Source organism: Terriglobales bacterium, assembly GCA_035567895.1.
Lineage (GTDB): Bacteria > Acidobacteriota > Terriglobia > Terriglobales > Acidobacteriaceae > Gp1-AA112.
Window position 1 is genome coordinate 244,205 of sequence record DATMPC010000058.1, and the last position, 12,480, is coordinate 256,684.

A 12,480-nucleotide genomic window follows, 5' to 3' on the forward strand; every position below is an offset into this window, starting at 1 on the left:
CTTCACTTCCTGTATACATTCCGTTTTCACTTTCTTCAGGAGCGTACGCGTGCGAACACTCGCGTCTGTTTTTGTCTTCTTCTTCATCGCTACCCTCGGTTTAGCCCAAGACATTCCACCAACACCACAAATCACGCCATCATCCGACCAAGCGGCAGCAACGCAGGAAAGGGCGTCAACGACGGCCAAGCCGGGACAGAAGAAGGAGGCAGATGAGGAGGTTCCTGCTGGGCGCAAGCCAAAACGCGCAGGGGCTGCAGCCGCTCCATCGGAATCGACTGCCGCGACGAAGCCAAGCGAGAAAAAGCCGGCCGATCCGCTCACCTCGGCCGATACATATAAGGGATTGCGTCTGCGCAGCATCGGCCCCGCATTCGTCTCCGGTCGCGTCAACTCGCTGGCGGTGAATCCCTTCAACCGCGCGCAGTATTACGTTGGAGTTGCTTCAGGCGGAGTTTGGAAAACCGACAACGCTGGGCTCACTTGGAATCCAGTCTTTCAAAATGAAGGCTCCTTTTCGATCGGCGACGTGAAACTCGATCCACATGACCCAGCGGTCATTTGGGTAGGAACAGGAGAGAACAATTCTCAACGCAGCGTCGATTACGGGGATGGAGTCTACAAGTCCGAAGACGGGGGGAAGAGCTGGACTAATGTTGGTGTAAAGCACTCCGAGCACATCGGCCGGATTGCGATCAGTCCGAAGGATAGCAACACAGTCTTCGTCGCCGCTGAAGGTCCGCTCTGGTCGCCCGGCGGCGATCGCGGCCTATACAAGACAACCGATGGGGGCAAGACGTGGAAGAAGGTCCTGAACGTAAGCGAGAACACCGGCTTCGCCGATGTAGTGATCGACTCCGACGATCCAGACACGATTTATGCCGCTGCTTACCAGCGCCGCCGCCACGTCTGGACTCTGATTGATGGAGGTCCCGAGAGTGCAATCTATCGCTCCGTCGATGGCGGCAACACGTGGAACAAACTGAAATCCGGCCTGCCGACGGTTGATATGGGTCGCATCGGCCTCGCCATCTCGCCAGTCGATCACAACATCGTGTACGCGACGATCGAGGCCGCAGAAGAGAAGGGCGGCATCTTCCGCTCGTCGGATCGCGGAGCCACATGGGAGCGTCGCAATCCATACGACACCACCGCGATGTATTACGGCCAAATCTTTGCCGATCCGAAAAACGTTGACCGGATTTATGTGATGAACGTGTTGATTCGCGTTTCGGACGATGGCGGCAAGACGCTTCACAATCTGGGCGAGAAGTACAAGCACGTGGACAATCACGTGATCTGGATCGATCCAGCCGACACGAACTACTACTTGGTCGGTTGCGACGGTGGTTTGTATGAAAGTTTCGATCGCGGCGCGAATTGGAGTTACAAGAACAATCTCCCCGTTGCCCAGTTCTATGACGTCGCTGTCGACAACTCGAAACCCTTTTATTACGTCTACGGTGGGACGCAGGACAACCAGAGCGTCGGGGGACCCTCGAGAACCTTGAAAGTCAGTGGTATTGGCAATGAAGACTGGTTCATCACTCAAGGCGGCGACGGATTTCGTTCGGTAATCGATCCCGAGGAACCGAATACCGTGTACGCAGAGTACCAATACGGGAACCTGACGCGCTTCGACCGCCGCACCGGCCAGGAGATCGGCATTCAGCCTCAACCTGGGCCAGACAACGTGCCTTATCGCTGGAACTGGGACTCCCCGATCATCATCAGCCCCCACTCGCACACGCGCCTGTACTTCGCGGCGAACAAACTATTCCGCAGCGACGATCGTGGCGATACATGGAAAGCCATCAGCCCAGACCTCACGCGCCAGATCGATCGCGACAAGCTTCCGGTCATGGGACGCATCTGGGGACCGGATGCCGTCGCCAAGAACGCATCCACTTCCTTTTACGGCAACATCGTCGCACTCGCCGAATCGCCACAAAAGGACGGCTTGCTTTACGTCGGCACTGATGACGGCTTGATTCAGGTGACGAACGACGCGGGAGGGAATTGGACCAAGTACGACAAGTTCCCGGGCGTGCCGAACATGACGTATGTGAGCCGACTGCTCGCCTCGCAGCACAATCCGAATGTCGTTTATGCGAGCTTCGATAACCACAAGATGGGCGACTTCAAGCCCTATGTGCTAAAGAGCGGCGACAGTGGCCGCACATGGAATTCGATCGCCGGCAACCTTCCAGATAACGGAGCCGTGCTCGCCATTGCTGAGGACCCGGTCAATCCGCAGCTGCTGTTTGTCGGCACCGAATTCGGCCTTTTCTTCTCGATTGATGGCGGCGGACATTGGACCCAGCTCAAGGGCGGCATGCCGACCATCGCGGTTCGCGATATCGCAATCCAAAAGCGCGAGAACGACCTCGTGATCGCTACCTTTGGTCGCGGCTTCTATGTCCTCGACGATCTCACCCCTCTTAGGAATGTTAACGCGCAAGCGCTTCAGCTGACGGCCACTCTCTTCCCAGTTCGGGACGCGTTGATGTACATCGAGCAGCGTCCCATCGGAGGAAAGCGTGGGCATTTCGGGGCTACGTACTTTGCAGCAGACAATCCGCCCTATGGCGCAGGCTTCACGTATTACTTGAAGGACAAATTCAAGACCAAAAAAGAAATCCGCCAGGAGCAGGAAAAGAAGCAGTCAGGCAAAGAGGGAGCGCAGAGCACTGAGACGAACGCGAAGAACAAGAAAGCCAAGGCCGAAGACCAGAAGGGAACTCCTCCCCCTGTCACTTATCCCACTATGGATCAGATTCGCGCCGAGGCCGAAGAGCAAGCACCTGCCGTTTACCTGGTAGTCTCTGACGCAAACGGTGCGCCGATTCGTCGGGTACCTGCTTCGAACGAAATTGGGATCAACCGTGCCACATGGGACCTTCGTTATCCGCCGTCGGAAGTGCACACACCGTCTCCCGATGAGGCGGACTTCGGAGAGTTCTTCCAGCCTCCCACCGGGCCATTAGTCATGCCAGGGCAATATTCAGTCGCGCTGGAATCGCGAGTTGACGGCAAGACGCAGCGACTGGCTGGTCCGGTGCAGTTCAAGGTCAATGCGCTCGGCGCCGAGCAGATGAACGAGGCAGACCGCGCCGCACTGCAGCCGTTCCAGCAGAAGGTCGCGCGACTCGATCGTGCGCTCACCGGCGCTGTGCAGACCGGCGGCGATGTCGACAAGCGGCTGACGGCCATACGGCAGTCACTGCGTGATACTCCCGGAGACATGTCCTCGTTGGTGACTCGTGCAGACGACATCCAGAGTCGTTTGCGAGAGATCATGCGAGCGATGAGAGGCGACAATGTGCTTCGTCGCCGCCAGGAAAACACCCCTGCCGCGATCAACGACCGTGTCAACCAGATCGAAGACGAAGAGCGCTTCTCAACCAGTCGGCCGACGCAGACGCACATCGATTCCTACAACGTCGCCGCACAGCAGTTTGGGGAGCAGCTATCGAAGCTGCGTCAATTGGTGGATGTCGATCTGAAGAAGCTTGAGGACGACATGGAAAAGGCCGGAGCACCGTGGACCCCAGGGCATGTGCCGGAGTGGAGTCCCCAGTAACGACCGGAAAAGGCGAACACGAAGGTCACAAAGGCACAGAGGAGGTCACTGAGGACGATCTGTCTCCGTGACCTTGGGTTTGCCTTCGTGCCCGGAGCCTGCCCTGAGCGTAGTCGAAGGGTGTTCGCTCTAGGTTTTGTGTGGTTTTGCTGAGATATACTGGGCTCGATGTCCACTGCGCAGAAAACGTTTTACCTGGAAACCTTCGGCTGCCAGATGAACGTGCATGACTCCGAGAAAGTCATCGGCACACTGGTACAGCAAGGCTACGCGCAAGTGGACACAGTCGAGTCGGCCGACTTGGTGCTCTACAACACCTGTTCAATCCGCGACAAGGCTGAGCAGAAAGTCTTTCATCGTCTCAACGACTACAAGAAACTCCAGGCGCAGGGCAAGAAGTTCGGCGTGCTTGGTTGCGTCGCTCAGCAGGAAGGCGAAAAGATTTTCGAGCGCGCGCCGCATGTTTCGCTCGTGGCCGGCTCAGCTTCGTATCGCAATCTGTCCCAGATGCTGGTGCAGATCGAAGCAGGGGAGCGGCGTGTAACCGGACTCGACGACCGCCAGACCGATCAGACCTTCGATACTCCTTTCACCGTCCGCACGAATCCGTACCGTGGCTACATCACCATCATCGAAGGATGCGACAAGTTCTGCGCGTACTGCGTGGTTCCTTATACGCGCGGCAAAGAGCGCAGCCGCACATCGGAGTCGGTGCTTGAAGAAGCCCAACGTCTTGCTGACAGCGGATACAGCGAGATTCAGCTCCTCGGACAAAACGTGAACTCTTACCGTGATCCGACTGGTGAGAAGACATTTGCGGAATTACTCATCGCCATCGCCGGAGTGCCTGGAATCCGCCGCGTGCGCTTTACGACATCGCACCCGCGTGACTTTACGAAAGACATCGTTGAAGCGATTGAAGCAACGCCCGCCCTCTGCGATCACGTTCATTTGCCGGTACAGAGCGGCTCGAGTCGTGTGCTGAAGGCCATGCTTCGCGAATACACCCGCGAAGATTATCTCGAGCGTATTTCGTGGATGAAAGCTGCCAGGCGGCAAATCAGCTTGACTACCGACATCATTGTCGGTTTTCCCGGCGAAACCGAGCAGGAGTTTGAAGAGACAATCATGCTGCTGCAAGAGGTCGGCTACGACGGAGTGTTCTCATTCAAGTACTCGCCACGTCCAAACACGCCCGCCATTCGTATGTCAGATAGTATCCCCGACGACGAAAAGTCGAAGCGATTAAGCGTTCTTCAAGAGCGACAAAGGGAGATTCAGCGGGTTAATTACGAGAAGCACATCGGGGAAGTCATGGAAGTAATGGTTGAAGGGCGAAATGAGGCCCGAGGGCAAATGATCGGACGCAGCACGCAAAATAAAACCGTGAATTTCACCACCACTTCGCCCATACTTCCGGCGACTGGAAGTTACGCCCGGGTACTGGTAACAAAGAGCTTCCCAAACAGTCTCGTAGGCGAGATGGTGATGAACTAGCCAATTGGCGGGTGCTGACTTGCCGGGACGCTGATATTGATTACGGATCGGTAGGCGCTCCTGACCAGCCAGAGGCACGACGGAGGTCATAGATGGAAGTCGAGATGAAGATTCGCGGGTTGATGATGGATCCCGTCACCAACATGCCGATCGTCGTGCTGAAAGACCCGTCGGGCGACGCGGTCCTGCCGATCTGGGTGGGAATTTACGAAGCCAATGCCATCGCGCTCGAGATTGAGAAAGTCGCTACGCCGCGTCCCATGACGCACGATCTGATTAAGAACGTTCTCACCGGGCTTGATTCCAAGGTCCACAAAGTAGTCGTGACTGAGCTACGCGACGACACCTTCTTCGCGGTTATCTGGATTGAAAGGGAAGGCCGCTTTATAAGCGTAGATTCCCGACCGTCCGACGCGCTGGCCGTCGCCATGCGCCTCGATTGTCCCATCTTCGTCGAGGACGAGGTGCTGAAGTCCTCCAAGCTGGCTGCTACCGTCTCTGATCGAGTCTCTAACGAAGAGGTGCGAAAGCTGCTCGAGAACATGAACGACGAGGACTTCGGTCGCTACAAGATGTGAAGTAGCTGCTGGCTTCTGGCTCCTGGCTGCTGGCAAAATAAGGCACCCACCGCGCTGTCATCCTGAGCCCCTCTTTTGGGCGAAGGGATCTCCCGGAATGCGTCGAACTCGTCTGCACTCGCGCGGCATTTCGGCGAAGAACCGGTATTCTCGTGAAAGAGCCGCACCGGCAGCAATCGAGTCTGAAAATGTCGGGGGAGATCCTTCGCAAAACCCGGCTCAGGATGACAATTCTCGAATTACTCACTGCTTAAGACCTAAGAGCCATGGATTCTTCCGAGATTCTTCAATCCCTGTATCTAGCCGGCTTCGAACTCCAGACCTTCGACCGTTTTCCCCGAGCGATTGGCGTGATCAAAGGGAACTGCATCGCGCTCCTTGAGCCTGCTGCTACCGGCCTGCGCTTCATTGGAAGGCCCGGGTGGCGTCTGGGCGAAGCCTTAGGGGTGCTCACCACTAAGGGTGCTCAGCAGGTCTTTCAGGCCAAGGATCAATTCGTAGAGGCGACTCCAGAGCGGCTTAAGCAATTGCAGGAGTTTGAGGCCGAACTGGAGGCCTTTCTAAGCCCGAAGCCTAATTGATAGCGTCGAGCACCTGGGATCACGTAAGTGCGAGGCCTGGAGGGCCGATTGCCAAACGTGAGCCCAGCGGCGGGAGCCCTGGGTTGTGAGTCGGTACCAATGAGCCGAGGGCTGGAGGCGCGGTACCGGGTCTGTTCAGGAAGAATGCACTCGGGAGTTCAATTTTGATCCGCGGTGTAGCGGCGACACGGCTCGTTTGGTGGCCGTAACCGATGTCCCAGCGCTTCCGCGACTGGGCTGACGTTTGGCAGCCGGGCCTCCGGCCCTCGATGCATAGCGTCCACTTAAGACGCTTTGACAGCCGACAGCCGTCTACACGCGCCCAGGAGAACTTACCAGGCGGACCGGTAGGGTGACGATTGCCCAAAGAAGTTTCAGGACGCCGTCGACCGCGACTCCAACGATTCGAAACGGCAGCAAGAGCAGCCAAACTAGCGGATAAAGCAAAAGTGCCAGCAGAGCGAGCGGCCAACAAAGCACCAGCAAGATGCACCACAGGACGAATGTCAGCAAGGCTAGATCTCCTGGGCAGAAATACGGCAGAGAAGCCGTGGAAGTTCCTGATAGAAGGAACACAGACCGTCGGGAAGTCACGCGTATTTACGAGGTCAGTGTCCGTAGTTAACAGAATATCTGTTATCGGACATTACATATGGGGGGGTTCAGTCAATCGAAATCCTCACGAATGCCGAGCTGATCGCTGATGATTTGCCGGAGCTTCGATCGGATATCCTCCCGGCCCACCGCAGGAACCCTGCCTTTAAGTCTCTTTTCCACTACGTCACATAACAGACGCGGGGGCCGAGCCGCGGCCGCTTCTTCGTCGATTTATCTGAATGTCGAAGCCTTTCCTCGACTGCCATCACGAGCTCCACGAGATCGAGTCCCATCTTTTTGGATTCAGGCTAGCGTTTTGTGCTCTCTAAACGGATTAGTTTCAACTCGGCTTTGATAGCCTCGAACTCAGGATCGGCGGTAACTAGCGTGGCCCTTCTGCTGATCGCGAGACTCGCCGCGAAACAATCAGCAAGGCTTCCATTAAATCGACACCGGAGGTCGCCGGCCGCCTCGGCGTGTGCCTGACCTGCGGGCACGATTTCAACTCCCTGGGATAACTGATCAAGCAGCTCGACTGCTTGCTCGGCACCATGACGTCGGATGAGCACGTTCCGGCATTCTGCCCAGTTAACAGCGGAGATAAGCGCCCTAGCGTCCCCAGAGGCTACTTCTTGGAACACTTTGCGTACTCTCGAGGCATCCGGGCTGTTGCGGATGTAAATGATGATGGCACTGCTGTCGAGAACGTACTGTCTGATCACAGCTTCTCAAGCCACTCTAAGCGACTTCGTTCGCGCTTTCGGTCTTCCTTGAGAAGCTCAAGCTCTCCCTTGTCCTTCAAAGCTCCCTGAAGTTTGAAGATGTTCTCAAACGTCTGCTTCTCAAGGACTAACCGGCCGTTGCTTTCGGTAAAGATCACGTCCGTGCCTGGTTTGAATCCGAAGCGCTCTCGCACCTCGGCCGGGATTACCAGCTGTCCTTTCGAACTCACGCGGCTCCGATAAGTCGAACCCATAGTTACCAGCATCTTACCATGAAGTAAGACGAATACGACGCCCTCTTTTCAGGCTGCTCTCAATACCACTTTAGGTTGAAACAGTGTTCCGGCGATTCGGCTCGCTATGGCGATCAGCTCTTCCTGACCTAGAAACACCTTCACTTGCCGAGCTCCCGAGAACTCCGGAAGGTTCACGGCGCGGCCATTTCCTATAAGGCCAGCGGTTTCGTCGTTCACTGTCACGGATGGGATCTGCGGCAGAATTTGCCTGGGATGTAAAGATACCGTGGAGAGCAAGTCCGGCAACTTTCCTTCGTGGGATAAACCGTTGTTCTTGATTTCGGCTAACCGGTCGAGGGTTACAGCCTGATCCAATGTGAACTCCCCAGAACGCGTTCGGCGCAGCTCTGCTAAATGGGCTCCGACTTCCAGCTTTTGCCCGAGTTCGTGTGCGAGTGCCCGAACGTAAGTCCCGGAGCTCACTTCGGCTGTGAAGGATGCGCGATCTGCTTCAACATTGTGAATCTCAAATCGATGAACTAAGACTCGAACTTTCTTAAGTTCAACTTCGCGATCTTTGCGCGCCAGTTTGTAGGCTGGGACTCCACCGATCTTCTTGGCGGAAAACTTAGGCGGCTGTTGCTCAATGTCACCACTGAGTTCTTGAGCAACTTTCTGTAATTCTTCAAGTGGAACTTTAACTGGCTGTGGCGGCCCGAGAGGCTCTCCGTCGGCATCCCAGGTATCGGTGGCGAAGCCCAGACGAATTACTCCTTCGTAGGTCTTGTCTGCCGCCGTATAGAACTGTGCCAGGCGCGTATAGCGTCCGGTAAGAAGCGGCAGGACGCCGGTCGCCAGAGGATCGAGTGTTCCCAGGTGTCCGACGGATCGTTCGCCGAGTAAACGACGCACTCGCGCGACTACGTCATGAGACGTCAGGCCTGCGGGTTTGTCGATTACGAGAACGGCGTCCATTGTGCGTTTGTTATTGTGTTCTGTTGCCTTGTGACTAGTGGCAAAGACATTCGTGGCCAGAAATTCCCTCACGTCCGCAAACTCTGATTTCTTATGATACCGATTAAGGATGACACGCCGACTTACTCGACGCCTTACATCAACTACCTGCTGATTGCGCTGAATACGCTCGTGTTCCTGTTTGAGGTTTTTGCGCTGAATCCACAGACGCGCAATGCGTTTGTGTTTCAGTTTGGAGTTGAGCCGATTCGCGTTCTCGCCGGGCTGGGGCTGGCGAATGCCCATGTACCGAACCCGTCGGCGCTGCCGCTGTTTACATCTATGTTCTTGCACGCCTCATGGCTGCACTTGATCGGCAATATGTGGGTGCTCTGGATCTTCGGTGACAACATCGAAGACTACCTCGGACATTTCGGGTACATCGTGTTTTACCTCGTCAGCGGGCTGGCAGCTTCGTTGCTTCACATTTTCCTGAACGCCGACTCCACCGTGCCGAGCGTCGGAGCCAGTGGCGCGATTGCCGGCGTGATGGGCGCCTACTTTCTGCTCTTCCCTTCTGCGCGCGTTTTAACTCTCGTACCGCTAATCATCTTCTTCACCTTCGTGTGGCTGCCGGCCTGGATTGTCTTGGGCTACTGGTTTGTACTTCAGTTCCTAAGTGGTGCGGCGACGGCCATCGCTTACTCGAGCAGCACACGCGGTGGCGGTGGGATCGCGTTCTGGGCACACGTCGGAGGCTTCGTGGCTGGGGTCGTGATGATCAAGCTGTTGCCGAAACGAATGCGCCAGAGGTCGCGATACGTCTACTAGGATTTAAGGACGGCCTCGCGCCCTCGCGCGGGTGTTTGTCGGCAAATCGAAGGTTCGGGGAGGGCGAGTTCTCGGTCGGTTGACTTGGACAAGAGATTTCTCGTCCCATAGCCAAAACCTGCGCGAGGGCGCGAGGCCGGTCCTCTACTCCGTCCTTCAAATGGAACACGATCCGCGGGATTGTTCCCAACCTGTCCGCTATCGCACAGCACATTTCATCGGTGCGCATGGCAAGACTGCTGGACGACCCTAGCCAAGTCCTAAGCTCCTCATATTTCAGAGTTTTTCTCAAGCGCTCTGCGGCGACAGACTTGCACTGATAAGCAGTCAATGGACACGCTAATGCAGGATCTGCGCTTTGGATTCCGGCAATTGCGCCGTACCCCAGCCTTTGCCGTAGTCGCGATCTTGACGCTGGCGCTCGGGATCGGCGCGAACACGGCGATTTTCAGCGTGATGAACGCGGTGTTGTTGCGTGCGCTGCCGGGATCGAATCCTGATCGACTTGTATATCTCCACTACCAGGATCAGCCCGAGCGCACGGCGCAAACCGGATACGACGACGCTTCCATATCGCAGCCGGTCTTCGAACAGCTTCGCCAGGAACATCGCGTATTCAGCGATCTGATGGCTTTCGTTCCTCTTTCGGCGGGCAAGATCGGGATCCGTTTTGGGGATGATCTCCAACAGGGCCGCGGCGACATGGTGAGCGGAAACTTCTTTTCGGGACTCGGAGTTCGCGCGGCGATTGGTCGAACTTTCAGTCTGGACGACGAGAAGAATCACACGCAAACCGCCGTCTTGAGCTATGCCTACTGGACGACGCGGTTCAATCGCGATACTCAGGTCATCGGGCAAACGCTGTACGTTAAGGCCGTTCCCTTCACGATCGTGGGCGTTGCGGCTCCTGGATTCACCGGACTGGAGCGCAAAACTGCAGTCGACGTTTGGGTTCCATTTCAGAACCGTCCGGACGTCAAGCCCTGGGGGGCCTCACCTCAGGAGCCGACATCGATGTATGGCAGCCCGGATTGGTTCTTCCTGATGATGATCGGACGCCTGAATCCGGGAATCACAGAGCAGCAGGCGCTTGCCCAGATCAACTCTCAGTATCGAAGTATCGTCGAGCAGACGTTAGGCAAACAGACCAAGGCTGAAAACAAGATCGAGCTTTACTTCACTCCTGCGCGCGGCATTGAAGGTCTCAACAGCGAGTACAAGCAGCCGCTCTACATGCTGATGGGCATGGTGGTTCTGATCCTGGTGATCGCATGCGGGAACGTGGCGATGCTTATGATTGCGCGCAACGCCTCGCGCAGCCGCGAGTTTAGCGTGCGAGTTGCGTTGGGGGGTAGTCGAGGACAGATCCTGCGCCAGTTGCTGATAGAAAGCATGGTGCTTGTATCGGGCGGAGCGTTGCTCGGCTGGCTCTTTGCGCAGTGGGCAACCGCCGCGCTCGCAAGCTGGTCGGAGCTGCAAGCTAGCCTTGCTCCTGATGGAAAAGTTCTGCTGTTCACTGTAGCCATCTCCGCCGTCGCGGCTTTGCTGTTTGGACTGGCTCCCCTACGGAGCGCGACGAGCGCACCTGTGGCTCTGGCGCTGAAGAACTCTGCGCTCAGCTCACAACAGGACAAGGAAAAAGTGCGCAGTGGGAAACTTGTAGTCGCGCTGCAGATGTCGCTCTGCCTGGTGCTTCTCGTAGGAGCCGGACTGCTGTTGCGCACGCTGCAGAATCTAGGACGTGCCAATTTGGGATTCCGCGCCTCCGGCTTGCTGGTCTTCGGCATCGATCCTCCGGCCGGCATCAGAGGAGATCAGCAGGTCGCGCAGTTCTATACCACCCTCCTGGAGCGGCTGAAGACCATTCCGGCGGTCGAGTCTGCGACCGTCATGGGGAATCGTATCGGTGCAGGCTGGAGCAATAATACCGGAGTGCACGTGGATGGAGCCGATCCCACGCCGGGAAAGTTTCCTGCAGTGAGATGGAATCCAGTTGGTCCGGATTATTTTCGAGTCCTTGGGGCGCAGTTGCAGCTTGGTCGAGACATCAGCCTGGCTGACACCGCTGCTTCACCGCGAGTTGCAATCGTGAACCAGACGTTTATCGACCGATATCTCGCTGGGCGCAGCCCGCTCGGGCACCAGATTGCCCTGGAGACGTATGGCGACAAATTTGGCGAGCCGTATTCGATTGTCGGCGTAGTTCCCGATGTGAAGTACACGGCTGTGCGAGAGAAGGCCCGACCGATGGCTTGGGTGCCGTATACGCAGGTTCCAGGCGCTTCGACCATGCAAGTGGAGCTGCGGGCAAAGGAGAATCCGGCTTACCTGCTGGATGACGCTCGCAGAATTGTGCGAGAGTTTGGTCCGGACATTCCACTTTTGGAACCGATGACACAAACGGAGCAGTTGCAGGAGTCGTATTCCAGTGAGCAACTGTTCTCCCGCCTCGCTGTCTTCTTCGGCGCGCTGGCTGCTTTTCTCGTAGCCATTGGACTGTATGGAACTCTTGCTTATCGCGTGAGCCGCCGCACTGCCGAAATCGGAGTGCGCATGGCGCTGGGTGCACAGAGGAAGCAAGTGCTATGGATGATCTTGCGTGAGAGTCTGGTCATGGCCGTCGTAGGAATAGGTGTCGGACTTCCACTGGCGTTCGCTGGAGCGCGCTTGCTCAAATCGATGCTGTTCGGTCTGAGTCCGTCCGATCCGTTGACATTCTTGCTGGCCCTGCTTGGCATCGCCGGTGTGGCCTTGATTTCGGCATTGCTGCCGGCGCGTCGGGCGTCATCGGTCGACCCGATGGTGGCGCTTAGGTATGAGTGAGCTGTCCTTGTCATGCCGAAGCGAAGCGAGGCGTCCCTACGGTCACGAGAGTGCACGGGTACAGTAGGGATTCCTCCC

General features: G+C 56.6%; 10 protein-coding genes. 6 read left to right on the plus strand and 4 right to left on the minus strand.

The window, feature by feature from the left end:
• Positions 1-49: 49 nt before the first annotated feature.
• The 4 genes from VNX88_12055 (at position 50) to VNX88_12070 (ending at position 6,239) form a co-directional block, all read left to right on the plus strand.
• Positions 50-3,583: a hypothetical protein gene (locus VNX88_12055; protein ID HWY69395.1), complete on the plus strand. Its 3,534-nt coding sequence runs from the start codon at positions 50-52 to the stop codon at positions 3,581-3,583.
• Between the two features lie 168 nt (positions 3,584-3,751).
• The gene (gene miaB / locus VNX88_12060; GenBank protein ID HWY69396.1) at positions 3,752-5,080 is read left to right on the plus strand and encodes a tRNA (N6-isopentenyl adenosine(37)-C2)-methylthiotransferase MiaB; all 1,329 of its coding nucleotides are present in this window, start codon (positions 3,752-3,754) and stop codon (positions 5,078-5,080) included.
• Between the two features lie 92 nt (positions 5,081-5,172).
• Complete coding sequence (locus VNX88_12065) at positions 5,173-5,658, plus strand: bifunctional nuclease family protein (protein ID HWY69397.1); 486 nt, start codon at positions 5,173-5,175, stop codon at positions 5,656-5,658.
• Between the two features lie 266 nt (positions 5,659-5,924).
• Positions 5,925-6,239 carry a hypothetical protein gene (locus VNX88_12070; protein HWY69398.1) on the plus strand — a complete coding sequence of 105 codons (315 nt, stop codon included), beginning with the start codon at positions 5,925-5,927 and terminating at the stop codon, positions 6,237-6,239.
• A 312-nt stretch (positions 6,240-6,551) separates the two neighbouring features.
• Here VNX88_12070 and VNX88_12075 read toward each other — a convergent pair whose 3' ends face one another.
• The 4 genes from VNX88_12075 to truB all read right to left on the minus strand — a co-directional run bounded on the left by VNX88_12075 (position 6,552) and on the right by truB (position 8,841).
• Complete coding sequence (locus tag VNX88_12075) at positions 6,552-6,752, minus strand: hypothetical protein (protein ID HWY69399.1); 201 nt, start codon at positions 6,750-6,752, stop codon at positions 6,552-6,554.
• 392 nt (positions 6,753-7,144) lie between these two features.
• Positions 7,145-7,558: a type II toxin-antitoxin system VapC family toxin gene (locus tag VNX88_12080; GenBank protein HWY69400.1), complete on the minus strand. Its 414-nt coding sequence runs from the start codon at positions 7,556-7,558 to the stop codon at positions 7,145-7,147.
• Positions 7,555-7,788: an AbrB/MazE/SpoVT family DNA-binding domain-containing protein gene (locus tag VNX88_12085; GenBank protein ID HWY69401.1), complete on the minus strand. Its 234-nt coding sequence runs from the start codon at positions 7,786-7,788 to the stop codon at positions 7,555-7,557. Before VNX88_12085 ends, VNX88_12080 begins: the two co-directional genes overlap by 4 nt.
• 72 nt (positions 7,789-7,860) lie before the next feature.
• Positions 7,861-8,841, minus strand: a complete 981-nt coding sequence (gene truB / locus VNX88_12090; protein HWY69402.1) for a tRNA pseudouridine(55) synthase TruB — start codon at positions 8,839-8,841, stop codon at positions 7,861-7,863.
• Between the two features lie 21 nt (positions 8,842-8,862).
• Here truB and VNX88_12095 point away from each other — a divergent pair, with 21 nt between their 5' ends.
• Together VNX88_12095 and VNX88_12100 are read left to right on the plus strand one after the other, a co-directional pair.
• Positions 8,863-9,579, plus strand: coding sequence for a rhomboid family intramembrane serine protease (locus VNX88_12095; GenBank protein ID HWY69403.1), 717 nt, complete (start codon positions 8,863-8,865; stop codon positions 9,577-9,579).
• A gap of 330 nt (positions 9,580-9,909) precedes the next feature.
• Positions 9,910-12,402, plus strand: a complete 2,493-nt coding sequence (locus VNX88_12100; GenBank protein HWY69404.1) for an ABC transporter permease — start codon at positions 9,910-9,912, stop codon at positions 12,400-12,402.
• The last annotated feature ends 78 nt before the right edge of the window (positions 12,403-12,480 follow it).

What these genes read in the sequence shown, in the direction of transcription:
- miaB (HWY69396.1), top strand. Translation starts at nt 3,752, where the DNA reads ATGTCCACTGCGCAGAAAACGTTTTACCTGGAAACCTTCGGCTGCCAG.
- VNX88_12065 (HWY69397.1), top strand. Translation starts at nt 5,173, where the DNA reads ATGGAAGTCGAGATGAAGATTCGCGGGTTGATGATGGATCCCGTCACC.
- VNX88_12070 (HWY69398.1), top strand. Translation starts at nt 5,925, where the DNA reads ATGGATTCTTCCGAGATTCTTCAATCCCTGTATCTAGCCGGCTTCGAA.
- VNX88_12095 (HWY69403.1), top strand. Translation starts at nt 8,863, where the DNA reads ATGATACCGATTAAGGATGACACGCCGACTTACTCGACGCCTTACATC.
- VNX88_12100 (HWY69404.1), top strand. Translation starts at nt 9,910, where the DNA reads ATGGACACGCTAATGCAGGATCTGCGCTTTGGATTCCGGCAATTGCGC.